This is a genomic window from Synechococcus sp. Cruz-7E5 (assembly GCF_024345995.1).
In the GTDB taxonomy this organism is placed as follows: domain Bacteria; phylum Cyanobacteriota; class Cyanobacteriia; order PCC-6307; family Cyanobiaceae; genus Regnicoccus_A.
On record NZ_JAGQCE010000003.1, the window covers coordinates 101911 to 127461 of the forward strand.

The window sequence follows — 25551 nt, forward strand, 5'->3', positions numbered from 1 at the left end:
ATGGGCCTCTTCGAGCGTTGGTTGAGTGGATGGGTGGCGCTGGCCATCAGCGCAGGAATCGTGCTTGGGCAGCTGTTCCCCGGGCTGTTCGCCGCCCTGGCCGCTGTGGAGGTGGCCCGCATCAATCTCGTGATCGCGGTGCTGATCTGGCTGATGATCTTCCCGATGATGCTGGCGGTGGATTTCTCAGCCGTCGGTCGTATTCGCGGCGAACCCCAGGCGCTGATCGTCACCCTGGCGATGAACTGGTTGGTGAAGCCCTTCACCATGGCGCTGCTGGCCTGGTGGTTCATCCGCGGCCTCTACGCAGCCTGGATTCCCGTTGCCCTTGCAGACCAGCTGGTGGCCGGCATGATCCTGCTCGGCGTGGCGCCATGCACGGCGATGGTGTTCGTGTGGAGCCAGCTCTGCCGTGGCAACGCCACCTACACCGTGGTTCAGGTGGCGGCCAATGATCTGGTGATGGTGCTGGCTTATGCCCCGATCGCCGGGCTGCTGCTTGGGGTGAGCCAGGTGGCGGTTCCCTGGGACACGTTGCAGCTGTCGGTGGCGCTGTTCGTGGTGATTCCGCTGGTGGCCGGCTGGCTCACCCGGCGGTCGATCGGCAGTGAGCGGGCGATCGAGCGGATCGAGGCGCGGCTCAAGCCCTGGTCGATCGTGGGGCTGCTGGCCACGGTGCTGCTGCTGTTCGGCTTCCAGGCCAGCACGATCCTGGCCAACCCGGCCCTGATCGTGCTGGTGGCGATCCCGCTGATCCTGCAGACGGTGCTGATCTTCGCCCTCACCGCCCTGTGGATGCGCAAGTGGCGCCAGCCCCACGATCTGGCCGCCCCCGGTGCCCTGATCGGCGCCTCCAACTTCTTCGAGCTGGCGGTGGCGGTGGCGATCAGCCTGTTCGGGGTGCGCTCCGGCGCCGCACTCGCCACGGTGGTGGGAGTGCTGGTGGAGGTGCCGGTGATGCTGGCGCTGGTGGCGATCGCCAACCGCAGCCGCTGGCTGTTTCCCTACCGAAGCGCCTGACGCGTTGCCCCGTCAAGCTGCTCACCGGCGGATCCAAGCCAAGCCAAGCCAGAGAGAACGCTGGGCCGATGGCCAGCAGGTGCCTGGACCAGCAGGCTGTGAGCTGCCGGCACATAGAACAGGGCCAGGCCGGTGGCCCCCACCAGTCCGCCGGACACCGCAATCGCCAGCGGCGGCCAGAAGCCGGTGGGGTCGAGCATCAGCGGCAGGAAACCCGTCACGGTGGTGAGGGTGGTGGCGATGACATGGCGAGTGGCATGCAGCACCACGGCACTGGTGGCGGTCGGGTCACCGCTGGCGGCAGCCGGATCGGTGCGCAGCGCGTTGAGCACCACGATCGAGTCGTTGATCGCCAGCCCGATCAGGCCGAGCGTGCCGAGGATGGCGGTGAAGCCGAACACCGATCCGCTGAGCTTCAGGGCCAGGGCCGCCAGTCCAACAGAGAGCACCGCCACCGAGGCGATCAGGGCGGCCATCCGGAAGGAGCGGAAGGACAGAACCAATGTGGCTGTCATCAGGATCATCAGCACCCCCACCGTGGAGAGCAGGTTGGTGACCGCATCGCCGCGGGCATCGGCTTCGCCGCCGTAGGCCAGCGTCACCCCGGCCGGCAGCTGCCAGCCCTCCCGTTCCAGCTGGCTGCGAAACTCCCGCAGCACGGCATCCGGCAGGGCTCCCGCCGCAAGGAAGGCCTGCACGGTGTTGATGCGCTGCCCGTCGCGACGGGCGATCGCGGCCAGCTCCGGCTCCAGCTGCAGCCGGGCCAGGGCCCCGAGCGGAATCGGTTCGGCGCGGCCGGGAGCCACCAGATCGAGCGAGGCCACCTGCTGGAGATCTCCCCTCTGGGCCTCGGCCACCTGCACCCGCACCGGCACGGTGGTGACGCCCTCCAGGATCGAGCCACCCACGCTCCCCTCCAGGCCAGCCTGCAGCTGACGGGCGATGGCGCGGTTGTCGAGGCCGCTGCGCCGGGCCTGCTCCTCATCCACTGCCAGGGCGAGGCGGGGCAGCGCTTCGCTCAGGGTGGCGGAGGTGTGGGTCACGGACGCCAGCTGCGCCAGGTGACGGCGCAACTCATCGCCGATCTGGCGCAGCAGCCCCAGATCGGCACCTTCGAGCCGCAGCTCGATCGGTGCCTCGAAGGGGGGTCCCTGCTCCAGCTGCTTCACCAGGATCTGGGCGTCGGGGAAGGCCCGATCCAGCTCCCCCTGGAGGGAGTGAATCGTCTCGCGCACCCGCTCCGAACCCCGCAGCTGCACCAGTCCCTGGGCGTAGTGGGGAGCGTTCTCCTCGGAGGCGACGACGTTGTAGAAGAACGGAGGGGCACTCTCCCCGAGGAACCAGTGCACGTCGTCGACGTGGGGATCCGCCCGGATCCGCTGCCGCACGGCCATCGCCAGGGCTTCGGTGCGCAGCAGGGGGCTCTGCTGCGGCAGCCGCAGCTCGATCTGGAACTGGTCGCGGTTGGTGGGCGGGAAGAACTGCTGGTCGAGGCTGCCGAAGACAGCGAACCCCAGCACCGGCAGCAGCAGCGAGAGGGCCACCGCCTGGCGGGGATGGCGCAGGGCCTGGAGCAGGATCCGGCGGTAGGGCCGGGCCAGAACAGCCGGGGAGGCGCCCTGCTCCCACCACCAGCGCGCCCGCGGACCCAGCGGCTGCCAGGTTTGCAGACGGGCGGTGAGGGCGGGGATCACCGTGAGTGAAAGAAACAGGGAACTGGTCAGGGCCAGGATCACGGTGAGGCCGATCGTGCCGATGAATTCCCCTGTTGCCCCCGGCGAGGTGGCGATGGGCACGAAGGCCAGCACGGTGGTGAGTGTGGCGGCCAGCATCGGCACCAGCAGATAGCTCACCGACTGCCGCACCGCCTGCCCGGCGGTGACGCCGGCGCGCAGCCGCTGCTGCACCTCGTCGACCACGACGATGGCGTTGTCGATCAGCAGCCCGAGGGCGATCACCAGGCCGGTGGCCGACATCTGGTGCAGCGGCACCTCCAGCACCCGCATCCAGCCGAACACCATCAGGGCGGAGAGGGGCAGGGCGGCACCCACCACCAGGGCCGCCCTGCCGCCGAGCATGACCACCGACACGGCCACCACCAGCAGGGAGCCGGTGATCAGATTGCCGATCACGCCATCAAGACGCTCCTCCACATAGCGGCTCTGATCCAGGACCGTTTGCAACCCCAGGCCCTCGGGCAGGGTGGCGCGCACCTCCCCCAGAAGCCCGCGCGCCTGCTGCGCCCACTGATCCACCCGCGACCCGGAGGCCACCGTGGCCGAAACCACAACTGCCGGATGGCCCTGAACCAGCGCCAGGCGGGCGGCGGGACTGCGCACGCCCCGGCTCACGGCGGCCACCTGGCCCAGGCGGGCGCTGGCGCCATCGGCCCCCGTCTGCAGGGGGATGGCGCGGATGCGCTCCAGGGAGTCGAGGGCGCCGTCCAGCTGGAGCAGCAGCTCGCTGCCCTCGCCCCGCACCTGCCCGGCGGCCTCCTTGGCATCGCTGGCGGCGATCCTCCCGGAGAGATCGCCTGCGGTGAGCCCGAGCCGGGCCAGCTCCCGCGCACCGATCTCCACCCGGATCTCCTCCTGGGGTTCGCCGCTGATCTCCACCTTGTCGGTGGCTGGCAGGGAGCGCAGACGGGTGGCCAGGTCGTCGGCCAGTCGGGCCAGCATCCCCAGGTTGGGGGGGCCGGGCAGTTCCCAGGTGAGGCCCACGATCAGGGCGCTGGCACCGACGTTGCCGTCGCGGAAGTCCGGATCCGTGGCCTCCGGCGGCAGCTTGGGGGTCGCCTCCTCGAGCTTGCTGCGCACCTTGCCCCACACCGGCGCCACCTGGCGGATCGAATCCTTCAGGCTCACCGCGATCACCGAGCTGCCGGCGGCCGAGGTGGAATCGAGATGGTCCACCTCCTCCAGCTCCAGCAGGGCGTCCTCGAGGGGTTCGGTCACGAGGGATTCGACCCGCTCCGGCGTGGCCCCCGGCAGGGCGGTGAACACCAGGGCATTGCGCTGGCTGATCAGGGGATCCTCCAGCCGCGGCAAGGTCAGCAGGGCAGACAACCCCCAGACCACCACCAGCAGGAGGGTGAGCAGCTGTAGCTGCCGGTTGCGATAAAAGACATCGAGCATCAGATCGCCTCCTTCACCCAGACGCCCGGCACCACGCGATGGGTGCCGGCGGCGATCACCTGCTCCCCGGGGCGCAGGGTTCCGCGCACGAGCGAGCTATCGCCTTCGGTGTGCAGCGGCTCCACCAGGCGCCGGGCCACCTGCCGGGCCTGCCCAGGGGCACCGCTGCTGCCTGCCGGCGGCGGCGCCAGCACATAAACCGACCAGAGGCCCCGTTCTGCCGCCACCAGGGCGGTGGTGGGAAGCCAGAAGCCTTCGCCCCGCTCGCTGCGCCGCAGGCTGAGGCGGGCCGTGGCCCCCACCGGCAGATCCTCCGCAGCCAGCCGCAGCACCACGGTGACTGTGCGGCTGGCGGCATCGAGCTCAGGCAGCAGAGCGCTCACGGTGCCCGCCTGGCGCCGATCCCCCACCTGCACGGGATGGTTCTCGCCCACCCGCAGGTCCTGCGCGACCGCGGGAGGCACCCCCACCCGCACCTCCTGCGGGGCCGCCTCCACCAGGGTGATCAACGCCTGGCCGCCACTCACCACCACGCCCTCATCGAGCAGCCGCCTGCTCACCGTGCCGGCAAAGGGGGCCAGCAGCACACTGCGGCCCAGGTCGACATCGATCTGGAGCAGGCGGGCGCTGACGTCGTCGACCTGACTTTCGGCCTGGACCAGGCGGCTGCGCAGGGCGGCGCTGCCATGGATCTGCTGGTCGAGATCCTCACGGGCGATGGCGCCCTGGGCATGGAGCTGGCGGCGGCGGTCACGCTGGAGCTCCGCCAGGATCAGCTGCTGACGCACCTCCTCCACGGCGGCCCGCGCGACGCTCTGCTGGGCCAGCAGCTGCTGGCGCTGGGCCCGGATCCGGCGGCTGTCGAGGCGGGCCAGCGGCTGCCCTGCCCACACCTTGTCTCCCTCCTGCACCAGCACCTGCTCCAACGTGCCGGCGAGCTCAAAGCCGAGGCTGCTGCTGCGGCCGGCCACCACTTCGCCGGTGTAGGCGCGGGTGGTGAAGTACTGGCTGACAGGCTGGGCCGTCAGCACCGACACCGGCAGGGGGCGAACGACGGGGGGCCTGGGACGCAGGCTCACCGACAGGGCCACGGCGAGGCCAACGGAGGCGGCGGAGGCGGCGGCAAGCGGGCGGCCCCAGCGGAACCGGCCGGCGGGCGTGGCAGCGGGCACGGAATCCATGGGCGGGCTCGAGCGGGCAGGAGCTGGCGGGCAGCGGCGGGATGCCCAGCGCTGACTGCACAACAAGTTGGTTATGTGCGGCAGTGTATGCACAACCTTTTGAGTAGGTCAAGCGACGACGGCTGCGGCTGGGCCAGGATCAGCCAAGCCGTTGCGACCTTTCCCCTGCCATGGCCCTGGCGCACACGATCCTCACGGTGCTCTGCGAGAAGGACGCCAGCGGCTACGACATCAGCAAGCAGTTCGAGGAGTCGATGGCCTGCTACTGGACGGCCAGCCAGCAGCAGATCTACCGGGAGCTGGGGCGGATCGAGCAGAACGGCTGGGCCTGCTCCCAGGTGGTGCCGCAGCAGGGCAAGCCCGATCGCAAGGTGTACGCCATCACAGAGGCAGGCCGGCAGGAGCTGCGCCAGTGGGCCGCGGAACCCTCAATACCCACACCGATCCGCGAAGACCTGCTGGTGAAGGTGCTCGGCGGCCCCTATGCCGCACCTGATCAGTTGCTGGCGGAAGTGCAACGTCGCCGCGCCGTGCATACCGCCCAGCTTGCTTCCTACCAGGAGAAAGAAACGCTGTTCCGCAGCCATACCGACCTGCCGCTGCAGGAGCAGTACCGATATCTCACCCTGCGCCGCGGCATTCTCTTCGAGCAGGAATGGATCCGCTGGTGCGATGAGGTGATCGCCTTTCTGAAGGCGCAGCCAGGGCCGCTTCATTCAGAGCACTGATCCAGCCAGCTGGAGACGGCGCTTGATCGCGATGAATCCCGACTGCTCGGCGATGCGCTCCAGAATCTCCTGCCGCCGCAGAATTCCCAGTGAAAGGTGATGCTGTCTGCCCCTTCGTGATAAACGACAGACCCGCTGCGTCCGTTCTCGCGGATCTCCACTCGCCAGGCTCCGGGTTGCTCCTTGGTCACCGGTGGGCCGGCTCATGGAGGCGGTGGCTGTAGTTCACCGCGGCGGTGGGAACTGCAAAGAGCAGCACGATCGGGTGCTCGGCGAGGACAGCGATCACTGCAGAACCCTGAAATAGGGCTGGGGCATGGCACGCCACTCTCCGGCGATGCGCCGCAGCAGAAAGGGGAGTTCCACGACTCCGAAGAGACCCAGCAGCAGAAGCCTGTCAGGGTCTGAGCTCCCCTCCGCCACCTCACCGTCGGGCAGGGCCGCGAACTCACCTGGCTGCAGCGAGACCAGCGGCATCTCCATCGCCAGTGCCATCAGCTGGCCCGAGGGCTCAGAACTGGAGGGCGCCCCCAGAAAAAGCAGCTCCTCACTGCCGCCGGAGACGATCAGGGATTGGGCGGCTATGGGGTCCAGGGCCAGCAGGGCGAGGAGCAGCCGGCGTGCGACCGCTTGCGGCGATCCTGGCGGCTCAAGCTCCGGGGGCGAAGTGCTCTCCACATCAGCCCTGCCTTCCAGCCCCCAGCGCAGGTCCACCTTCCAGCCGTCATCCCTTCGGATCAGCCGCACGATCGAGACGTTTCCGCCCAGAATGTGCAGGCGGTAGAGCCCCACCGCGCCGGTCGGCAGCCTTGAGGCTTCCTGCTCCGCCAGGGGCCGACCGCGGAATTCGAACGGACGGATCGGTTCGATCACAAGATTTTCAGGGTGGTCCTCCAGCCGGCGCAGCAGCTCCTCGTTCCGCTCTGCACCGAAAAGGCGCCGCTCACCGAGCGGATCTCCTGTGGTGTGGGCGGCGTAGGCAGCACCATCGGCGCCAAGCACAGCCCTCACGTAGCCGCGAATGCTCTGCTCGGGCAAGGCAGCAGCCAGCTCAGCCCGGGCCGGCACCTGGAGGAGCAGAGCTGCAGCAAGGGCAAGCCAGCGGCGTGATCGGATCATGTCGGAGCGATGGTCAATCTCCCTGCCGAAGCTATTTGGGCTGTAACGATCGGCGACAGCGATCAGCAGATCATTCTGCAAGGGTCATCTGCCAGACAAAGGACGGCGCACTCGCGAAGATCCCGAGGGATTGCCATGAACATGCAGCATGCCGCCGATGGATTCAATAACAATGCCATTGCCACTTGAATCAATCCACAACGATGTTGTCACAGGTGGAGTGAAACCCCAGGCTGGAAAGGCAACGCTCTCCAGCAGCCTGGCGCACGTCGAGGCGATTGCCGCTGCCGTTGACTCGCTCGGCCAGCCGAACAGCCAGGGCCATACTTGCGGGCGAACGAATACAGGCGTGCAGGAGATGGCCATGGTGATTCGACAGTTGCGGCTGCCTGCACGAGCGACTGAAAATCGTCGCTGGCTCACCCAATTTGCGAGGCGCGTGCTTGGTGCCGTACTCGCTGGTTGCCTGAGCGGAGCTGCTCCAGCCTTGGCCATGAACGCCAACAAGGGGCAGGCGGCGGATCAGGCCCAGGCTGCCGGCATCGTGCGAATCGTCCGCAACCGCATGGCCGTTGACCATCTCAGAGCAGTGATCGTGCGCGTCACGATCGACGGCAAGGAGATCGTCACCGAGGCGATGGGGGAGTCGATGACGGGCGTGCCCGCAACGAAGGACATGCACTTCCGCAATGGTGCTGTCGCCATCTCCTACGTGGCGACGCTGCTCCTGCAACTGGTCGACGAGAACAGGGTGAGCCTTGATGACAAGCTCGCGACCTGGCTTCCGGAGATCCCGAACGCGGATCGCGTCACGCTCGGCCAGCTGGCCCAGATGACCTCCGGCTACCGCGACTACGTGATCGGCAATGACACGTTCGACAAGGTTCTGCTCGAGAATCCGTTCCGCCAGTTTGCGGTGCAGGATCTGCTCTCGTATGCGGATCTGCATAAGCTCTTGTACGAGCCCGGCACGAGCTGGAACTATGCGCACACGAACTACATCCTCCTCGGCCTGGCGCTCGAAAAAATCACGGACAAGACGATCCCTGTGCTGATGCAGGAGCGGATCTTCACACCCCTGGCACTCCGCAACACCCTGGATCCCGGCGGCACGCCCAGGGTCGCGGCGCCCGTTCTTCACGCCTTCTCGTCGGAAAGGCGGCAGTCGCTCGGCATCGCACCAGGGACTCGCTTCTATGAAGAGTCGACCTACTGGAACCCTTCGTGGACGATCACACGCGGTGCGGTTCAGTACACCAACATCCACGACATGGCGACGTCGGCCGAGGCGATCGGGACGGGACGATTACTGTCGCCTGAGACCCACAGACTGCAGATCGCTCCGAAGCTTCGGGGCTTCGGAACACCGATCAAGGACTGTGCAACCTGCGCAACGCTCAGCAACTTCTACACCTATGGGATCGGGATCGTGCTCTCGGGCCCCTGGCTCCTCCAGAACCCGCTGTTCTCTGGACAGGCTGGGGTCATGGCCTACCTGCCGTCGAAGAAGATCGCGATCGCGGTGGCGGTGACCTTCGACGAAGAGGCCTTCGATCCGAGCGGTGAGTACGGGAATTCGGCTGATGACATCTTCCGCGCGATCGGCGCGTACCTGGCGCCGGATGAAGCTCCACCCGTCAGGCCTCAAGCCAATGCCGGCTGAGCCGGGCAGCGGGGGAACAGCGAGGCGCCACAGACCCTTGGGCCCTGTGGTGAATTTAATCTGAGCCATGTCGGGGCCATCTGAACCACGACCCGCCACCGCCCCGTGATTGCCTCCCTGCCCGGCCAGACCTGCGTTCTCGTGGTGGGAGCGGGTCCCACGGGCCTGCTGCTGGCGGGGGAACTGCAGCGCCGTGGCGTGCCCACCCTGCTGATCGACGCCCGGGCCGAGGCCCTGCACTGGGACCGGGCCACGGTGATCCACCCACTCTCGCTGGAGATCTTCGAGGCGCTGGGGCTGGTGGATCGGTTTCTTGAAGCCGGCTGCCGGCAGCGCAGGATCCTGATCCATGCCGACGGCCGACGGCTGGGGGAACTGGATCTGGCCGTCTGCGGCAGCCGCTACGGCTTCAACCTCGGCCTCTCAGAAGAGGTGACCGAAGCGATCCTCACGGATCATCTCGAGAGCGCGGGGGGAACAGTGAATCGCGCCTGCCGGCTGGTGGCTCTCCAGCCCAGCGGCGACGGCGTGACCGCCACGGTGAGCTGCGGCGAGCGTGAGCAATTCGTGCAGGCCCGCTGGGTGGTGGGCTGCGACGGCCTGCGCAGCACCACCCGCGAGCTGAGCGGCATCCGCTTCGAGGGCCATGCCATCACCCGCCCCTGGGCCGTGTTCGATGCGGCGGTGGAGGGCTGGGCCGACAGCCATGAATTGAACGCGGCCTATCTCGATGCGTCGCCGCTGATCCTCACGGCCCTGCCCGAGCAGCGCTGGCGGGTGTACCTGCGGCCCGCCGAAGAGCAGGGCGATCTGGTGGCGGAGGCCACCGCCGTGCTGCAGCGGTACCTGCCGGATGCCCGCTTCAGCGGTGTGGAGAACCCCAGTCGCTTCCACTGCCACAGCCGGGTGGCCAGCGCCTTCCGGGCCGGGCCGGTGTTCGTGGCGGGCGATGCCGCCCACGTGTGCTCCCCCGCCGAGGGTCACGGCATGAACTGCGGCCTGCATGATGCCGCCAACCTGGCCTGGAAGCTGGCGCTGGTGCACCACGGCGCCTCAGCCCCCGCCCTGCTGGACAGCTACGAACAGGAGCGGCGTCCGGTGGCGCAGCAGATCTGCCGCTCAGGCGACGCCACGGAGCAGGCTCACGCACTGCAGGAGAGCGATCAACGTGCCGCCCGCGACCGGGCGATCGCCGCCATGCTGGCCAATCCGGTGGCCCGCCAGCAGGAGGTGGTGGCGGAAACCGAGATGAACGTGAGCTACGCCGGCTCGGCGATCAGCGGCGGCAGCGGCGGCCATCCCCTCGCTGCCGGACAGCGGCTACCCACCACGATCGCGCTGCCGCCCGGGGCCGGCGCGGCGCTGCTGCACCAGCTCACCCACCGGCGCGGCCACACGCTGCTGCTGCTGGCCGATCCGCAGGCACCGGCGGAGCCACTCGCCAGCCTGCAGGCAGAGCTGGAGGCCGACAGGGCCGCCGGCACGGTTCCACCTGCTCTGGTGGAGGCCGTGGTGTCCCTGGAGCTGGCGGAGGCGCCCAGCCTGGGCCTGGGCCCCCTCACCCTGCTGGCCGTGCGGCCGGACGGTTTCATCGCCCTGCGGGCCGACAGCGACCACAGCAGCGCAGTGCGGCGGTATGCGGCGCTGGTGCTGGATGTTGATGCGCCGCGAGCATGAGCCGCGCAGATCACCCACCAACGCCTCAAAGGGAGGCGGCTGGCGGTAGGGATCATCGGCCAGGAGATTGAGTAGCTGCTGGGCCTGCCGGGTAAACAGAACCGACCAACTCACCAGCCCGGCTTGCTGCTCAGTTCCGATGAGGGTGTGGCCATCCCATCAAGGATCGATTCGCGCATTCCAGGAATCGAGACCAGGTGCAGTGTTTCCTGGATGGCCCGCCAGTCGTCTTCCGAGAGGAGCACGGCGTTGCCGCGCTTGCCGGTGATCTGGATCGCCTCATGGGATTGCCCCACCTCGTCGATGAGGGCGTACAACCGCTTGCGGGCCTCGGTGGCGGAAAAACTGCTCACTGCCCCTCCAGAGGGCGTACGCCAAAGCGTACTGCTCTTGGTTCTCGTCTGGGCTGGTTTCGTTGCGGCATCAGCAGGGGAGAAGAGGGCTTCGTGCCAGAGCACCCCTTCTCGCCAGGATGATGGCCTCAATGTCAGGGCCCCAGGCCGCCCAACACCCGAGAGACCCGTGACGACAACAGTTCCCGCAGCAGTTCTGACAACAAGCTTCGCGGAGTTTGCCCAACGGGCCGACTATTCGCTGCTGGATTCACTGCATGCGGATCCTCAGGCGAGCGGCGATGGCCACGATCACCGGCCCCGCCAGGTGTTCTCCGGTCATTACGTGCCGGTGACTCCAACCCCGCTTCCAGCGCCGGAGTATGTGGCGCACAGCAGAACCCTGTTCCACGAACTGGGCCTGAGCGATGGGCTGGCCCACGACGATCAGTTCCGCCGTCTGTTTTCAGGCGACATCTCGGTGGCGCAGGGGCCGATGCGCCCCTTCGGCTGGGCAACCGGTTATGCCCTGTCGATCTACGGCACCGAATACATCCAGCAGTGCCCGTTCGGAACCGGCAACGGCTATGGCGATGGCCGGGCCATTTCCGTGTTCGAAGGCGTCTTCAACGGCAGACGCTGGGAGATGCAACTGAAAGGTGGTGGCCCCACGCCCTACTGCCGCGGCGCCGATGGACGGGCGGTTCTCCGCTCCAGCGTGCGTGAGTTTCTGGCGCAGGAGTTCATGCACGCCCTGGGGGTTCCCAGCTCACGCTCCCTGACGCTGTATGTGTCCGGGTCTGAAACCGTGCGCAGGCCCTGGTACTCACCGAACTCCAGGTCGTTCGATCCCGACATCATGGTGGACAACCCTGCGGCGATCACCACACGAGTGGCGCCATCGTTTCTGCGGGTCGGCCAGCTGGAGCTGTTCGCCCGTCGCGCCCGCAGCGAGGCCCATCCGGGTGCGCTGAACGAGCTGCAGATGATCGCGAGTCACCTGATCGAGCGGAACTACCGGCCGGAGATCGATCCGAGTCTGGATTTCAGCGATCAGGTGGTTGAGCTGGCGGGATTGTTCCGCACGCGGCTCATCTCACTTGTGGCCAACTGGATGCGGGTTGGCTATTGCCAGGGCAATTTCAACAGTGACAACTGCGCCGCGGGTGGGTACACCCTCGACTACGGACCTTTCGGATTCTGCGAACTTTTCGATCCCCGCTTTCAGCCCTGGACCGGAGGCGGCGAGCATTTCAGCTTCTTCAACCAACCGGTGGCCGCCGAAGCCAATTACCAGATGTTCTGGTCAGCCATCCGGCTGCTGCTCGAGGGCAACACCGAGGCAGTGGCGCGGCTGGATCAGATCCAGGGCGACTTCAGCGAAGCGATGAACCGGGAAATCGAGGCGATGTGGGCCGGGAAGCTCGGGCTGACCACCTATGACGCCGCGCTGGTGAACGAGCTGCTGGAGCTGATGGTGCTCTCCAAGGTGGATTACACGATCTTCTTCCGCAGGCTGTCTGCCATTCCAGAGGATCTCTCTGCCTTGAAAGAGAGCTTCTACCTGCCCAGTTCAGAAGAGCTCGAGGTGCGATGGACGCAGTGGCTGCAGCGCTGGCGGGATCGTGTCACGGCAGGTGGCGACACCAATGCGACATCCGCAGCGATGAAACGGGTGAACCCCGCGATCACCTGGCGCGAATGGCTGATCGCACCGGCCTATGAACAGGCGGCGCAGGGTGACTTCAGAGCGATCCAGGAGCTGCAGGCGGTGTTCAGCCATCCCTACGAGGAGCCATCCGCGGAGCTGGCGGCCACGTACGACCGCCTGAAGCCCAGGGAGTTCTTCAACGCCGGGGGGGTGTCGCATTACAGCTGTTCGTCGTGAGGCTGTTCGTCGGGAGGCGATTCCGGTCGGGCTGAGCTCACTCAGCCATCGATCAACCAGAGGGCCTCGCGGCCGGCGGCCACCGCGAAATGGAGATCACTCCTCAGGATCCGCAGGGACAGGCGACTGACACCGGTCCAGTCGTTGCGCAGCAGCTCCACGATCGACACTGTGCTGGCGCCGAATCGCAGGCCGCGCAGCAGAAAGCAGCCGAACGTCTCCAGCCGGGGCGTACCGGGACTCGTGATCGGCTGCTCTCCGGGCAGTCGGCGGCGGTGCTGCTCCGGCTCTCCCAGAGGAACAGGGAGGGACTGGGGGCCGGGTCTTGGTAGCGCGTGGAGGGGGACATCAGGGCTTGGCGCCGGAACACGCCTTGGCGGTGGAACCAGGGCGCCGTCGCGCAGGATCCCGAAGCCGCCAGGGTTCTGCGCAGCAGTGATCCAGTATTCAAGTTGCGCCGAGGCTGGCGAGAATCTTGCGGGCCAGCGGTTCCTTGATTTCGTTGTGTCTGGGGATAGCTTCCTTGACGCCAGATGCTGGGTTGATCCAGATGGAGTGTGAAGCTCCTTCCCGTTTAAGAACACATCCAGCCATGCGTAACCGCCGTTCCAGATCACGGCGTTTCATCCGATCTGCAGAGGCATGCGCACGGCATCGGTTGGCAGGCCACGGCTGATATCAGCCTCACGATCTTCAAGCAGCAGCTCAATGGCGGACTGCAGATCCTTTCTTGCTTCTTCCATGGATTCTCCCTGGCCGTTAGCTCCGGGAATCTCCAGGCAGATCGCCCAGAAGCCACCCTCCGGAGCTGGCTCGATCACGGCAGTCAGTTCCCCCTTCATCAAACCAGCCTCATTACCACATTCCAATCAGTTTAGGTTCAGCAAAAAGTGGCAGCAGTCAGGGAGGCGACCAGGCGCCCTCTCTTGACGCGTTGCCCCCCTTCAAACCGCCAACCCCATCCCCTGCATCCACCCCGCCGGGATCGCCCTATCCAGCCGCCAGCGAATCGCCATCGGCCGTTCCCCCTGGTGGCGCACATACCGCGCAAAGCCCAGACACCGAAACGGCTCGGCCTCCCTCGCGCCGGCTCTCCCAGTGGAACAGGGAGGGGCCGAGGGCCAGGTCGCGCTAGCGGGTGGTGGGGGAGAAGAGGGCTTCGCTCTTGCGCAAGGTGATGAACATCAGGTCGGTGGCGCTGGGCTGGTGAGCGAGCACGCCTTCGCGGTGGATCCAGGGGGCGTCGGCGCAGCCTTCTAGACGAGAAGCAGTGGGCCGCTGTCGCCACTTTCAGGGTTGGGGGACTGTCTTCGCAGCACCACATGGCTGCCTTTCTGACGCACGATCTCGAAACCGAAGCAACTCAGGCAACGTTGACCTCGTCTTCCCGGTACAGGATCGCCGTGAGGCGCTTGGGGGTGGCGGTCGTCATGGTCGCCGGGGTGGTTTGACCTTCAGTCTGGCTGGTCTCAAACCGGCAACGCCACGTTGAGGGGCGCTGCGGCAGAGCCGGCGCCGCGGATCCCGTAGAAGCCGGCATGAGAGCGCAGGCTTGGTCTAGACTCGATATAGATCAGCTGTGGGGGTGTCATGCGCGCCAAGTTGTTCCGCAACGGTCGCAGCCAGGCGGTGCGGCTGCCCGCCGAGTTCCGCTTCGAGGGCACGGAGGTGGAGGTGCATCGCGATCCCGAGAGTGGCGCTGTGGTGCTCACACCGGTGCGGCCATCGGCCCGCGCCTTGCTGGATCAAAGGGACGCCCTGCTGCAGGAGCCTGGCTTCCAGGCCGAGCTGGAAGCGTTTTTCGAGGGGTTGCGCGACACGCGCCCTGCGGAACCGGTGGAGTTCCTCTGATGGCTGCGGCAAATGGGAGGCTGATGCTCGACACCAACGCCGTGAACGCCTTTCTGAAAGGCCTGTCGCCACGGCTGGATACCTGGGTGCGTGAGCAACGCTGTTCCCTGTCATCGATCGTGGTGGCGGAGATCCGTTACGGCCTGGAGAAGCTGCCGCCAACGTCGCGGTTGCAAGCGCTGGTGGAGAACACCCTCAAGACCCTGGAGATCCTGCCCTGGTCAGAAGCCTGCGCCAGGGTGTACGGCCGACTGCGGGCCGATCTCGATCGCAACGGGAAGCCGTTGGCGGCGATGGATCTGCTGATCGCCAGCCATGCCCTCAGCGAAGGTTGCGCCCTGGTGACGGCGGATCAGGCCTTTGCCAATGTGGCCGATCTGCACCTGGAGTCCTGGTAATGGCCAGCAGGCAGGGGTTGGCCAGGTGCCTTCCCGCTTGGCGTTGTGCCCCCCCTCACACCGCCACCGCCAACTCCGGATAGAAGGCCCCCGGAATCGCCCTGTGCAGCCGCCAGCGAATCGCCATCGGCCGCTCGTCCTCGTGGCTCACGTGATCAGTAAAGCCGAGGCAAAGGAAAGGCAGTGTCATACCGTCCCGGTTACTTAGCGGATGGCGACGTCGTTGTAGTGGGTGGTGGTGGCACCGTTAAGAAGCTCCTCTTCGACCATCACAGCAGCTGGCGGAACTGCTCAGGCGTCAGACCTGCATCGCGCGCAATCGCGCCCATGGTGATGGCGTTGATGGGGTCATGTCTTGGGATCACCAGCCGACGCTCGCCATTGCTCAGGATCAGATGACCCGACTCGCGGACAATCCGATACCCCAGCTTCAGAAACACCCTCACGGCTTCCTTCTGGCTGATTCCAGGCAGACGTGGCATTTAGAGAGCGAGTTCCATCGTCTCCACGCTGCGCACGCCACCCTCCTCCGCTTCTACTTCCAGCCAGAGGGCAATCGCTTCGCGGATGTTCGCCAGTGCTTCGTCCCTGTTAGCTCCCTGGGAGTGGCAGCCGGGCAGGTCAAGACAGCTCACCGACCAACCCTCTTCGGTTTCCAACAGCCGGATGCGGTAGCTCATGCCGGTCTGACTCCCTGACCTGCGTTCAGGCTAAGGGCATGGAGCTGGCCTCTGTACCGAAGCCTCCCAGCCCACCTCAAACCGCCACCGCCAGCTCCGGGTAGAAGGCCCCCGGAATCGCCCTGTGCAGCCGCCAGCGGATCGCCATCGGCCGCTCGCCCTCGTGGCTCACATAATCGGCAAAGCCGAGGCCAAGCTCACGCCATGGACGGTGGTGATGGAGAGGGGATCCATCCTGTCTTTGGATGAACTCGGCCAATGGCTAAGCAATGGGAGGATCCTTGCCCAACGCAGCCAATAGAGAGCTTCTCAGACCTGGGAGGTCATTGTTGATCGAATCCCAGAGAATCAGCTGATCCACGGCTTCGTACACATGGATGATTCTGTTCCGTGTTCCAACGATGCGGCGTAGATCGGGAATGATCGTGAGCACACTCGGATCGGCCTCAAGGGCCCGCTTGAGAGCCTCGCCAATGATTTCGAATTTGCGCTCCACCGCTGATTGGATCAGCTCATTGTCAAGGTAGTGCTCAAGCGTGCAGTTCTCGATGAAGCGTCCAATCGCCTCGATGGCCTCAAGGGCGTCAAGCAGGCGTTTCAGCGCCTCTCTTCGCATTTCAGAGTTCCAGGATTAGCCGGCGTGACGCGTCCACGTCTTTCCGGAAATAGGGATTGTGGATCATGGATTCCGTCAGGAGATCCACCGGACGGCCGAAGAGGGCTTCCAATTCATCGGCGAAGGAACAGAAGCGTCGTGCATAGCCCGGTTCCCGTTGGCCCGTCATCTGCACGATGAAGTCCAGGTCACTGCTGGCAGGGTCAAACAGGCCCTTCGCTGCCGAGCCGAACACTTCCAGCCGATCCACGCCGTAACGGTTGCACAGGTGCCTGAGCGGCTCCAGCCGATCGGCCAGCAAGGGCAGCAGCGGGGCAACCGTGTCCATGGGGTCAGGTTAATGGAGCTTTCGGGTCCTTCATACCGCCAAGGCCAACTCCGGCACGAACGCCGCCGGGATCGCCCTGTGCAGCCGCCAGCGAATCGCCATCGGCCGCCAACCTCATCCCAAGGGCTTGATCTGCTCCTTGACCCACTCGGTCCATGCCTGCCGATCAAGCGTTCCGGAGGCCACAGCAAGAACAACAGCTTCGGTGGATTCTTTGGAAGCGGTCAACTCATAGCTGTTGAGCATGAGCATCACCTCCATGGCTGCGTGGCCGACACGCTTGTTGCCATCCACAAAGGGATGGTTCTTGATCAGGGAAAAGCCTAGAGTGGCAGCCTTCTCGATGAGAGTGGGATGGAGATCAACACCTGAAAAGGTCTGACGGAGCTGGGCGAGTGACCCTTCCAAGAGACGAAGGTCTCGCAATCCGGGGGAACCCCCGGAGGCGGAGATAGCGAATCACGCCAGACGTCGGTAAAGCTCCTCATTTTTTGCCAGCACGTTCGATGCGGCTGCTTCGAAGTCTGCGGATGGTCGGCTCAGGAGATCGCGTACGGCGGCCGAGGCCAGGACCTCCTGAGACACGTTGAGCAGCCCGGCCACCTCGGCCAGGGCACGGGACTGTTCTTCGTTGAGCTCAATGGCGAGGGCCATGGCAGACCTCCTGAGCCAGAAGGATAGGAGAGGTCGAAAGGGGATCGCCGCCCCCCCTCAAACCGCCAACGCCAACTCCGGCACGAACGCCGCCGGAATCGCCCGGTGTAGCCGCCAGCGAATCGCCATTGGCCTCTCGCCCTGGTTGCTGACGTAATCGGCAAAACCGAGGCAAAGAAACGGCAGCGTCACCCCGCCGCGCTTGTTCTCTTCTCGCACAAACAGCAGCACCTTGCTGCCGCGCTCTCGGTGGTGGATATATCTCTGCCCGGTGGCGGACGCTTCCCGGGTGAGGCTCTGGCTCTCCCAGTGAAACTCCCACGGGGAGATGGCGTAGTCGTTGTAGCGGGTGGTGGGGGAGAACAGGCGCTCACTCTTCTTGAGGGTGATGAAGAAGACGTCGCACTGAGTGGCCCGATCGAACAACACCCCCGACTGGCCGGTGGTTTGCTGAGTATCGGTGATTAATCCAAAGGCGGCATAGATCTCGGCGCGGCTGTAGCGGGCGTGGAGGGCCAGGGGCACGGGCTGATCCAACGCCAGGGGAGGGGCGAGGTGGTCGGTGCGCTCCAACAGGAGTGCGAACAGTTCGCGCAGCTCATTGAGAAAGGCTCGACAGGCCCAGAGGCGATCCAGCGCGTCTTGCAGACCAAGCCGAACAGGCGACGTTCCCCAGAGCTGGAGCAGCAGCATGCGCCAACGCCGGCGGTCCAACTCGCTCAGGTTCTGCACCTCGGGTGGCTGTCCATGGGCGAGGCCCTGCAGGAGGAACGAGAGGCGGTCGGTGTCGTCCAGGTGGAGGAGGCGCCCCACTCCCCCAGCTCCATCCCAAGCCCCTCCAGCAACCCCGCCAGCGAGCAGCGCCCGAGCCGGCGAGCTTCGGCGAGCAGCTGGGGCCGGCGCGTGGGCAGCGACTCGCGCAGGTTCGCCAGCACCCGCTCGCTCGACACCCGATCGAGTTGCAGGCTGCAGCCGGCGGGCAGGAAGGGAGACCCGTCTTTGATCTGCTGCTCCAGCTGGTCGCGCGTGCCGCCGAGCAGGGCGAGGTAGCGCAGGTCGAAGCGGAAGTTCCGGTGGGCCTGGCCGATGAAATCGAGCATCGTGGCCTGCTGGTTGAAGCTTCGCGATGATGAAGCCCATGACCACCACGCCGACCCCTCTGGTGACCCGCGAAGCGCTGCAGGCGTTCACGCAGCGGCTGGTGGAGCGCTACGCCCCTGAGAAGGTGATCCTGTTCGGTTCTTTGGCTCGTGGAGAGGCGCGCTGGGATTCAGATGCCGACGTCCTGGTGGTGATGCCCTTTGAGGGCCGCCACCTGGCCAAGATCCGTGAAATGCGCCGACTCTGCCAGGTGCGATTCCCCCTGGATCTCCTGGTCCGGCGGCCGGAGGAGATTGAGGTTCGTTATCGGGGGGGTGATCCGGTCGTGCGCGAGGCGCTTGACCATGGCGAGGTGCTGCATGGCTGAACCCTGGTCGGCGGTTCCGGAGTGGATAGCCAAGGCTGAGGGCGATTGGGAAGCCCTTGAGATCCTCCTGACCAGGAACAGCCCAGGCTTGCGAGATGCGGTGGTGTTTCACGCCCAGCAATGTGTGGAGAAACTCTTCAAGGCACGGTTGATCCAGCTCGGGCAGACGGTCGACAAGATCCATGACCTGGCCACCCTGTCTCGCCAGCTGGAAGCTGTGGATCGCCAGTGGAGCTGGGATGGTGAGGAATTGGCTGATCTCTCCTCAGGAGCGGTGCTCGCTCGCTACCCGGGTTTTGAAACCTCAGCAGAGGAACAAGCAGATCTTGTGCAGATCGCCAGCAAGCTCAGGCAGGCCCTGAGGATCCTGCTTGGCTCAGAGCAGCAGGAAGAGTGAACAAAACGACTGATGTGGTTGGAGCTCACACCGCCAACGCCATAACCGGCACGAACGCCCCCGGTATCGCCCTGTGCAACCGCCAGCGAATCGCCATCGGCCGCTCGCCCTCGTGGCTCACGTAATCGGCAAAACCGAGGCAAAGAAACGGCAGCGTCACCCCGCCGCGCTTGTTCTCCTCCCGCACGAACAGCATCACCCGGCTGCCCCGCTCGGCGTGGTGGATGTAGCGCTGGCCCGTGGGTGAGGCTTGCCGCGTGTTGCTCTGGCTCTCCCAGTGGAACTCCCACGGGGAGATGGCGTAGTCGTTGTAGCGGGTGGTGGGGGAGAACAGGCTCTCGGACTTCTTGAGGGTGATGAAGAAGACGTCGCACTGGGTCACCTCATCGAACAACACCCCCTCACGGCCGGGGAAAGGCCGGGCGTCGTTAAGCAGGCCGAAGGCGGCGAACACCTCGGCGCGGGCATAGCGGCCGTGGAGTTTGAGGGGGATAGGGCTTGGATCGCTTCGGCCCCAGTCGAGCGGCGCCACCAGGTGGTCGGTGCGCTCGTGCAGGAGCGCGAACAGCTCCAACAGTTCGGCGCGGAGGGCGGCGGCAGCCCAGAGCCGGACGAGGGCCTCGGCCAGGGGCACGTGCTGCCGGCCGCTTCCCCACAGCTGGGCCATCAGCATGCGCCAGCTGCGCTCGGTGACGGGATCGAAGCCCGCCGGATCGGGCGCGAGGTGCCGCTGCAGCTGATCCGCCAGCCAGCGCAACCGCTCGGGGTCATCCAGGTGCAGAAGGCCGCCAGCGATCCCCCGCCCCAGCCGCTTCTCATCGTCGCTGGGCTCCCCTGAGGCCGCCCCAGCCGCCACCCACCCCAACTCCCGCTGCAGCAAAGCCCACGACCCCGCCACCTTGTAAAACTCCACCAGCTCCATCCCAAGCCCCTCCAGCAACCCCGTCAGGGAACAGCGCCCGAGGCGCCGGGCTTCGGCGAGCAGCTGGGGCCTGCGCGTGGGCAACGACTCGCGCAGATTGGCCAGCACCCGCTCGCTCGACACCCGATCGAGCTGCAGGCTGCAGCCGGCCGGCAGGAAAGGAAAGCCCTCTTTGATTTGCTGCTCCAGCTGGTCGCGCGTGCCGCCGAGCAGGGCGCGGTAGCGCAGATCGAAGCGGAAGCTCCGGTGGGCCTGGCCGATGAAATCCAGCACTGTGAGGCAGCTCTTGCCGCGGCAGAGGCGCAGACCGCGGCCGAGCTGCTGCAGGAACACGATCGCGCTCTCGGTGGGCCGCAGGAACAGCACTGTGTCGATCTCGGGGATGTCGAGGCCTTCGTTGAACAGATCCACGGCGAACAGGATCTGCAGCTCACCGGAGCGCAGGCGGCGGATCTGCTCGGCGCGCTGCTCCCGGGGGCTGGAGGCATCCAGGGAAGCGGCGCGCAGGCCGGCGGCCACGAACTTGCGGGCCATCCAATGGGCGTGCTCCACCCTCACGCAGAAGCCCAGGGCCCGCATCGCTTCCAGGTTGGTGACCTTGTCTGCCAGTTCGCGCAGGATCAGGCGCAGGCGGGCGTCGTCGGCGGTGTAGAGGTTGGAGAGGGCCTCGGTGGCGTAGCCGTTGCGGCGCCACTCGACCTGCGACAGGTCGGTGCCGTCGTGGAGGCCGAAGTAGTGGAACGGGCACAGCAGGCCCTGATCGAGGGCGCTCCAGAGGCGCAACTCGGCGGCGATGCGGCCGTCAAACCAATGGAGGATGTCCTCGCCGCCGGTGCGCTCGGGGGTGGCGGTGAGGCCCAGCAGCAGGGCGGGTTCTAGGTGGTGCAGCCAGCGCTCGTAGCTGGCGGAGGCGGCGTGGTGGAACTCATCGACGATCACCACGTCGAACGTGTCCGGCGCCAGGCCGGCCGGATCCAGCCCAGCGAGCGACTGCACCGAGGCGAACACATGGCGCCACTGGCTGGGGCGCTGGCCATCCACCAGCAGCTCGCCGAAGGAGCCATCGCGCAGCACCTGGCGGAAGGTGGCGAGGCTCTGCTGCAGGATCTCGCGCCGGTGGGCCACGAACAGCAGGCTCGGGTGACCCGGACCGCCCTGGCGGGCGTAATCAAGGGCGGCGACCACGGTTTTGCCCGTGCCGGTGGCGGCCACCACCAGGTTGCGCCAGCGGCCATGGAGGCTGCGCTCTGCCGAGAGCTTGTCGAGGATCTCCTGCTGGTAGGCGTAGGGGCGGATGTCGAAGAAGCTGAGCGGGGTGGCGTCGGACGCCGACTCCGCCTACACCGCCCGATCAAAACGCCGGCCTTCGATCTCGCTGGCGGCGTAGGGCTCGAATTCGCCTTCCTCCCAGTAGCTGTCGAAGGCGGCCTGGAACTTGGAGAGGACGCCGTCGTTGTCGTGGGCGGAGAGGCGCACGTTCCACTCCAGGCCGTCGTGCAGGGCGGCGGCCGTTTTTCAGGAGACCCTAATCATGGGTTGAATAAGTAACTTGGCGTGAAAACTTCTGTCGCGATTCGTCTGCATAGCCGCATAATGCAGATATTGATAGACTGCTGTGGCTAGCCGCAAAACAGGCTAGAAGTCCCCATGACGCTTAAACTTGTGCCTTCAATCTATGAGGTCTACGGGTTCGGACCAAATGATAATACAGCTGAAGCGCAACAAGCTCGCTTTACTGCAACTTGTCCATTTATTGGCGGCAGGTGCGATGGAGGGGGCAATAGGCATCAAACGAAGATAAAGCTAGGAACGTCTCCATTGAGAGATAATTTTGAGCCATCACTTGATTCCGTGGTTCCCGGAATTTGTTCAATTCAACACGGAGGTACAATTTGGGTGGTCTGTCCGCGAAGGCTGCTTGGATTTGGCGGGAGTCCCGATTCAGCTCAAGTCAACTATGCACTACAAGAGCATGAAAAAGAAGCACTTCTAGCCTCAGGTTTGCCGGCTGGTATTGAACTAGGTGTTTGGGCCGAAGTGTACCTTAACTATGGAGACGATGAAACTACAATTAACTACCACTTTGACTTTGTCATTTCCGAGCTTCATCGGAATGCCAGTTTTCATGAGATGATTGGAAGTTACGGAGCCATTGAAGATGCTGAGCATATTGATCTTGTTGCCGCAGCAAGAAAGGGGCAGTATATCCAAGGTCGCCTAGATCAAAATGCTCCGATAAGCGTGCTTCCTAATTTACAGCACCCATATATCATTGAAGTAATGACAGCGAGTACTTCGGGTTCAGACACAAGTGCTGGAACCGACATAGCATCATCATTCAGTGACGCTATTCTTGGAAGAAGCCACAGTTGTCCGGGTATTAATAAGCGTCAAGTTTGGGGAAGAATGGCGACCCAGCTATTTGCAAAGTCTGCTTTAGCAGACGCTTGGGGCGGCAAGACTGTTTGGGTTGTTCAAGATGAACTTCTAAAGAATATAGCATTAACAACAAAGCTTGGAATGATGACTGACGGTAATATTGGAGGCGTTGACAAAATTAGCTTTGTAGGCTTGAGCTATAGAAAAGAAGATGAAGATGGATGCTCTATGCAAGTTGTCGGCTTGCATGAAAAGAGGTCTGGACTTGATTTTGCAGGCAGTGGAAAGTGTGTGGATATACTTTTGCCAAAAGTATATCCATGCAAAAAGGAGTTGCTAAAGTCTGTTCTCAGAAGAAAACTTTCCGCCTTAATAGTACTGTAGATATCTCAAGAAATCAGTCGCTTAATCTGCTCCCCAACTGCATGTGCCAACGGCGGAGGTACAGCATTTGCTACGAGCCGGTGTTGATCAAGGTCCCGCACAGTTCCAGTTCTTGCACGGATCGGTCCAAAAAGCATATGTGAATCCGGAAAGCCATGTAGTCTCATGTATTCACGCGGAGTGAGATATCTATTGTCGGATGGATGGTAAAAGGCCTCGCCACCCCTCAATGTAAGAGCTGGCTTACTCCACGACATTCTCCGAAACTTAGTGGTATCTTTTTCCGGATCAAGCCTCATTCGCTGATCTTTAGGCAAGTGGAATTGCCTTGCGAGGCATTCGCCTTCGGGAACACCATTGATTCTCTCCTGATCACGTTTTGGAGTGATGTCAACATGGCTAGGAACAACGGGGGTTCCGTCACCCTTTCTACAGGGCTTTGGCAAGTCCGATATCGCATCGCCAACTGTAAGATATGGAAGCAGATCGTTGAACAGGCTAGTTTGCGCACTGGCCCTGCTTGAATCGAAATGCGTAGGCTCGGGAAAGTCAAAATCGGTTAAGTCTCTCATCGCCAGTATAATTACACGGTCCCTAAGTTGAGGAGTCCCATAATCAGCAGCTCGAAGTACGCGGTACTTTACGCAATACCCAATTTCATTGAGCGATTGGATAAGGGATGCAAGAACAGAGCCACTCTTGCCGTCCTTTCCCTTCGCACTGAGTAAGCCTTTCACCTGTTCAATTAGAACAGCCTTGGGGCGAAAAGCTTTTGCGTATTCCAACATTTGATACAACAGAATACCTCTGTCGTCTTCAACAGATTTTCTACTACCAATTAGAGAAAAAGACTGACATGGGGGTCCGCCTGCAAGCAAGTCTAGTTCTCCAGATGTGATCCCCAGATCATCAAGCAGTTGGTTAGGCCTAAAGTCCCGAATGTCCCCGCCAAGCAGGGGGGTTATCCCTTTTTGCTTGCACCAGTGTTGAAGAGTTAGAAAGGCATGTTTGTCGACTTCACTGCAAAATATAGGTGCAAATCCAGCTCTGTGCAGACCCTCATCAAGTCCACCAATTCCACTAAAAAGTGAGATAGCAGTGAGCACGGGATCACGCAGGTCAGAGCAACAGTAGCACAGATGTACTCCCTAGTCAAGCTGGTGCCCCTTGGCTATACACAAACTTTCATTGAGGCGTGCATCCTGGCAGTCCATCATAGCCATTCACCTGATCCGCTACCGCGGGGTCCCTGCCATCACAGCATCATTCTGAGGCCAGGTGATGGCAGGCATTCGACAATTCAGTCTCAATACCCCTGCTTTCTAGCAATTACCCCCCGCACCCCACCCCGCGGCTGCTCGCAATCCCCCTCCCGCCGTGGAATCAGATGCCAGTGCGCATGAAACAACGTCTGCCCCGCCGCCTCGCTTGAGTTCAGCCCCCCTCATGCGTTGAGCAAACCAGCCCAGCCGCTGATCGTGGCGTCCTGGGCACGCAGCTTGCTCCACCACGGCGTTCCACTCCGGCTGGTGCAGCTCCAGCCCGTCGGCCCCATGACGACGCGGGATCACCAGGCTGTGCCCCTCGCTCACGGGATAGGCATCGGCGATGCACAGCGCCAGCTCGTTCTTCAGCAGCACCCGGCCACAGCCCTCCAGCGCGCAGAACACACAGTCCGCTTCGCGGTGGCCGTAGCTGGCCTGCATACCGCGGAAGCAGAACGCCTGCAGGTTGCTGATGGCGGCGGAACCGCCATGGTTCCTAGGTGCTCCCATATCCAGGGCCAAGCTGGGTGCTCTAAGTGCCAGTGTGCATCAATCCGGCGTATAACAAGCGGGAAAGATGGTATCCAAAGCGTCTCGAGAAATGGCTACTGACTGGTCAAGAGAGGAAGTCGCAGCAACCGTGGCGGACTACTTCGCCATGCTTGCTGCTGAACTCTCCGGGGTTCCTTACAATAAAGCAGCTCACCGGCGTGCGCTGATTAAGCGCCTCTCAGTTCGTTCGGCGCAGTCCGTTGAGTTCAAACATGCGAATATCAGTGCCGTACTGATTGACCTGGGATTCCCTTATATTACTGGTTACAAGCCTCGATCCAACTATCAAGGCCTGCTGCATGACGTTGTTTCCGAGAGGCTTGTATCTGATAGCCAGCTCCTGAATGTTGCGGCCGCAGATGCTGACAGGCCGATCGTGGTGCCGGAAGTTGAAGACATTCTTGGAGTGCTCACCACACCTCCAGCCATGCAGTCCGGAGACAAGGAACCTGGTAGAGGAAGTATTCAGGCAACGCGGGCATGTATCTCAGTCAACTACTTGGAGAGAGAAGCGCGTAATCGCTCGCTTGGTACTGCTGGTGAGCTCTTTGTCTTGAACTTTGAGCGTGCAAGGCTGATCAACCTTGGCAAAGAAAGGCTAGCCGAGAAAGTCGAGCACACATCGCAAACGCGCGGCGACGGGGCCGGCTTTGACATTCTCTCTTATGAGGAGACTGGCGCCGATAGGCTCATTGAAGTAAAAACAACAAAGTATGGACGAGAAACTCCGTTCTTCGTGTCCAGAAACGAGCTTGCGGTGTCAGAATCAGAAGCATCTCGTTACTATCTCTACCGTTTGTTTGGATTCAATGTTAAGCCTCGTCTTTTCACCCTTGCTGGCGCCTTCTCGGAATCATGCAGGCTTTCTCCTTCAAGCTATCTGGCATCCGTTATCTGATCTCTTTGATGCTGGTC

31 protein-coding genes and 1 pseudogene are annotated in these 25551 nt (G+C 63.8%); 11 read left to right on the plus strand and 21 right to left on the minus strand.

What is annotated here, in order from left to right; all coding sequences use genetic code 11:
- Entirely contained in the window at window positions 1-1020 is a 1020-nt protein-coding gene (arsB, locus tag KBY77_RS05400; protein ID WP_255102546.1) for an ACR3 family arsenite efflux transporter, read from the plus strand.
- Here arsB and KBY77_RS05405 read toward each other — a convergent pair.
- Complete coding sequence (locus KBY77_RS05405; RefSeq protein WP_255102547.1) at window positions 1005-4154, minus strand: efflux RND transporter permease subunit; 3150 nt, start codon at window positions 4152-4154, stop codon at window positions 1005-1007. The genes arsB and KBY77_RS05405 overlap by 16 nt on opposite strands.
- The gene (locus tag KBY77_RS05410) at window positions 4154-5335 is read right to left on the minus strand and encodes an efflux RND transporter periplasmic adaptor subunit (protein ID WP_255102548.1); all 1182 of its coding nucleotides are present in this window, start codon (window positions 5333-5335) and stop codon (window positions 4154-4156) included. Before KBY77_RS05410 ends, KBY77_RS05405 begins: the two co-directional genes overlap by 1 nt.
- Before the next feature lie 170 nt (window positions 5336-5505).
- Between KBY77_RS05410 and KBY77_RS05415 the strand changes: the two genes are divergently transcribed.
- Window positions 5506-6063: a PadR family transcriptional regulator gene (locus KBY77_RS05415; protein WP_255102549.1), complete on the plus strand. Its 558-nt coding sequence runs from the start codon at window positions 5506-5508 to the stop codon at window positions 6061-6063.
- A 285-nt stretch (window positions 6064-6348) separates the two neighbouring features.
- Here KBY77_RS05415 and KBY77_RS05420 read toward each other — a convergent pair whose 3' ends face one another.
- The gene (locus tag KBY77_RS05420) at window positions 6349-7182 is read right to left on the minus strand and encodes a hypothetical protein (RefSeq protein ID WP_255102550.1); all 834 of its coding nucleotides are present in this window, start codon (window positions 7180-7182) and stop codon (window positions 6349-6351) included.
- 220 nt (window positions 7183-7402) lie between these two features.
- Here KBY77_RS05420 and KBY77_RS05425 point away from each other — a divergent pair, with 220 nt between their 5' ends.
- A complete protein-coding gene (locus tag KBY77_RS05425) occupies window positions 7403-8845 on the plus strand; it encodes a serine hydrolase (protein WP_255102551.1) in 1443 nt (480 codons plus the stop codon).
- 105 nt (window positions 8846-8950) lie between these two features.
- Window positions 8951-10522, plus strand: a complete 1572-nt coding sequence (locus tag KBY77_RS05430) for an FAD-dependent monooxygenase (RefSeq protein WP_255102552.1) — start codon at window positions 8951-8953, stop codon at window positions 10520-10522.
- Window positions 10523-10632: 110 nt separating this feature from the next.
- Here KBY77_RS05430 and KBY77_RS05435 read toward each other — a convergent pair whose 3' ends face one another.
- Window positions 10633-10875: a type II toxin-antitoxin system Phd/YefM family antitoxin gene (locus KBY77_RS05435; RefSeq protein ID WP_255102553.1), complete on the minus strand. Its 243-nt coding sequence runs from the start codon at window positions 10873-10875 to the stop codon at window positions 10633-10635.
- A gap of 169 nt (window positions 10876-11044) precedes the next feature.
- Here KBY77_RS05435 and KBY77_RS05440 point away from each other — a divergent pair, with 169 nt between their 5' ends.
- Entirely contained in the window at window positions 11045-12742 is a 1698-nt protein-coding gene (locus tag KBY77_RS05440; RefSeq protein WP_255102554.1) for a YdiU family protein, read from the plus strand.
- A gap of 447 nt (window positions 12743-13189) precedes the next feature.
- Here KBY77_RS05440 and KBY77_RS05445 read toward each other — a convergent pair whose 3' ends face one another.
- The 4 genes and pseudogenes from KBY77_RS05445 to KBY77_RS05455 all read right to left on the minus strand — a co-directional run bounded on the left by KBY77_RS05445 (window position 13190) and on the right by KBY77_RS05455 (window position 14334).
- Window positions 13190-13369: a type II toxin-antitoxin system HicA family toxin gene (locus KBY77_RS05445; protein ID WP_255102555.1), complete on the minus strand. Its 180-nt coding sequence runs from the start codon at window positions 13367-13369 to the stop codon at window positions 13190-13192.
- Window positions 13366-13584: a type II toxin-antitoxin system HicB family antitoxin gene (locus tag KBY77_RS05450; RefSeq protein ID WP_255102556.1), complete on the minus strand. Its 219-nt coding sequence runs from the start codon at window positions 13582-13584 to the stop codon at window positions 13366-13368. Before KBY77_RS05450 ends, KBY77_RS05445 begins: the two co-directional genes overlap by 4 nt.
- A gap of 102 nt (window positions 13585-13686) precedes the next feature.
- Window positions 13687-13987 (minus strand): annotated as a pseudogene (locus KBY77_RS16490) (hypothetical protein); the annotation flags it as partial.
- 224 nt (window positions 13988-14211) lie between these two features.
- The gene (locus KBY77_RS05455; RefSeq protein WP_255102557.1) at window positions 14212-14334 is read right to left on the minus strand and encodes a hypothetical protein; all 123 of its coding nucleotides are present in this window, start codon (window positions 14332-14334) and stop codon (window positions 14212-14214) included.
- Here KBY77_RS05455 and KBY77_RS05460 point away from each other — a divergent pair.
- Entirely contained in the window at window positions 14333-14593 is a 261-nt protein-coding gene (locus KBY77_RS05460) for an antitoxin (protein ID WP_255102558.1), read from the plus strand. The genes KBY77_RS05455 and KBY77_RS05460 overlap by 2 nt on opposite strands.
- On the plus strand, window positions 14593-14991 hold the full coding sequence (locus tag KBY77_RS05465; RefSeq protein ID WP_255102559.1) for a type II toxin-antitoxin system VapC family toxin: 399 nt from the start codon (window positions 14593-14595) through the stop codon (window positions 14989-14991). The genes KBY77_RS05460 and KBY77_RS05465 overlap by 1 nt, the downstream gene beginning before the upstream one ends.
- Window positions 14992-15260: 269 nt before the next feature.
- On the opposite strand, the gene KBY77_RS05470 is transcribed toward KBY77_RS05465, so the two are convergent.
- From KBY77_RS05470 to KBY77_RS05510, 9 genes are all read right to left on the minus strand, one after another.
- Entirely contained in the window at window positions 15261-15473 is a 213-nt protein-coding gene (locus tag KBY77_RS05470; protein ID WP_015109366.1) for a type II toxin-antitoxin system HicA family toxin, read from the minus strand.
- Window positions 15474-15671, minus strand: a complete 198-nt coding sequence (locus tag KBY77_RS05475; protein WP_255102560.1) for a type II toxin-antitoxin system HicB family antitoxin — start codon at window positions 15669-15671, stop codon at window positions 15474-15476.
- 76 nt (window positions 15672-15747) lie between these two features.
- Window positions 15748-15930, minus strand: coding sequence for a hypothetical protein (locus KBY77_RS05480; RefSeq protein WP_255102561.1), 183 nt, complete (start codon window positions 15928-15930; stop codon window positions 15748-15750).
- 3 nt (window positions 15931-15933) lie between these two features.
- On the minus strand, window positions 15934-16287 hold the full coding sequence (locus KBY77_RS05485) for a DUF86 domain-containing protein (RefSeq protein ID WP_255102562.1): 354 nt from the start codon (window positions 16285-16287) through the stop codon (window positions 15934-15936).
- Window position 16288: 1 nt separating this feature from the next.
- Window positions 16289-16615, minus strand: coding sequence for a nucleotidyltransferase family protein (locus KBY77_RS05490; protein ID WP_255102563.1), 327 nt, complete (start codon window positions 16613-16615; stop codon window positions 16289-16291).
- Between the two features lie 114 nt (window positions 16616-16729).
- Window positions 16730-17041 (minus strand): type II toxin-antitoxin system death-on-curing family toxin, encoded by a 312-nt coding sequence (locus KBY77_RS05495; RefSeq protein WP_399212298.1) that lies wholly within the window; start codon window positions 17039-17041, stop codon window positions 16730-16732.
- 33 nt (window positions 17042-17074) lie between these two features.
- Window positions 17075-17269: a DNA-binding protein gene (locus KBY77_RS05500; protein ID WP_254951800.1), complete on the minus strand. Its 195-nt coding sequence runs from the start codon at window positions 17267-17269 to the stop codon at window positions 17075-17077.
- A 57-nt stretch (window positions 17270-17326) separates the two neighbouring features.
- A complete protein-coding gene (locus KBY77_RS05505) occupies window positions 17327-18082 on the minus strand; it encodes a DUF3427 domain-containing protein (RefSeq protein WP_255102565.1) in 756 nt (251 codons plus the stop codon).
- Entirely contained in the window at window positions 17989-18369 is a 381-nt protein-coding gene (locus tag KBY77_RS05510; protein ID WP_255102566.1) for a hypothetical protein, read from the minus strand. The genes KBY77_RS05505 and KBY77_RS05510 overlap by 94 nt, the downstream gene beginning before the upstream one ends.
- 38 nt (window positions 18370-18407) lie before the next feature.
- On the opposite strand from KBY77_RS05510, the gene KBY77_RS05515 reads away from it, so the two are divergent.
- Window positions 18408-18737, plus strand: coding sequence for a nucleotidyltransferase domain-containing protein (locus tag KBY77_RS05515; protein WP_255102567.1), 330 nt, complete (start codon window positions 18408-18410; stop codon window positions 18735-18737).
- On the plus strand, window positions 18730-19134 hold the full coding sequence (locus tag KBY77_RS05520; protein WP_255102568.1) for a HEPN domain-containing protein: 405 nt from the start codon (window positions 18730-18732) through the stop codon (window positions 19132-19134). Before KBY77_RS05515 ends, KBY77_RS05520 begins: the two co-directional genes overlap by 8 nt.
- A 25-nt stretch (window positions 19135-19159) precedes the next feature.
- Here the strand turns inward: KBY77_RS05520 and KBY77_RS05525 are convergent, their stop codons facing one another.
- Together KBY77_RS05525 and KBY77_RS05530 are read right to left on the minus strand one after the other, a co-directional pair.
- Window positions 19160-21352: a DUF3427 domain-containing protein gene (locus KBY77_RS05525; protein ID WP_255102707.1), complete on the minus strand. Its 2193-nt coding sequence runs from the start codon at window positions 21350-21352 to the stop codon at window positions 19160-19162.
- A gap of 42 nt (window positions 21353-21394) precedes the next feature.
- Complete coding sequence (locus KBY77_RS05530) at window positions 21395-21532, minus strand: hypothetical protein (RefSeq protein WP_255102569.1); 138 nt, start codon at window positions 21530-21532, stop codon at window positions 21395-21397.
- A 171-nt stretch (window positions 21533-21703) separates the two neighbouring features.
- Between KBY77_RS05530 and KBY77_RS05535 the strand changes: the two genes are divergently transcribed.
- Window positions 21704-22819, plus strand: coding sequence for a hypothetical protein (locus KBY77_RS05535; protein WP_255102570.1), 1116 nt, complete (start codon window positions 21704-21706; stop codon window positions 22817-22819).
- Between the two features lie 5 nt (window positions 22820-22824).
- Here KBY77_RS05535 and KBY77_RS05540 read toward each other — a convergent pair whose 3' ends face one another.
- A complete protein-coding gene (locus KBY77_RS05540) occupies window positions 22825-23925 on the minus strand; it encodes a DNA cytosine methyltransferase (RefSeq protein WP_255102571.1) in 1101 nt (366 codons plus the stop codon).
- A 200-nt stretch (window positions 23926-24125) separates the two neighbouring features.
- Window positions 24126-24227, minus strand: coding sequence for a hypothetical protein (locus KBY77_RS16740; protein ID WP_399212302.1), 102 nt, complete (start codon window positions 24225-24227; stop codon window positions 24126-24128).
- A gap of 434 nt (window positions 24228-24661) precedes the next feature.
- On the opposite strand from KBY77_RS16740, the gene KBY77_RS05550 reads away from it, so the two are divergent.
- The gene (locus tag KBY77_RS05550; protein WP_255102573.1) at window positions 24662-25534 is read left to right on the plus strand and encodes a DUF3883 domain-containing protein; all 873 of its coding nucleotides are present in this window, start codon (window positions 24662-24664) and stop codon (window positions 25532-25534) included.
- The last annotated feature ends 17 nt before the right edge of the window (window positions 25535-25551 follow it).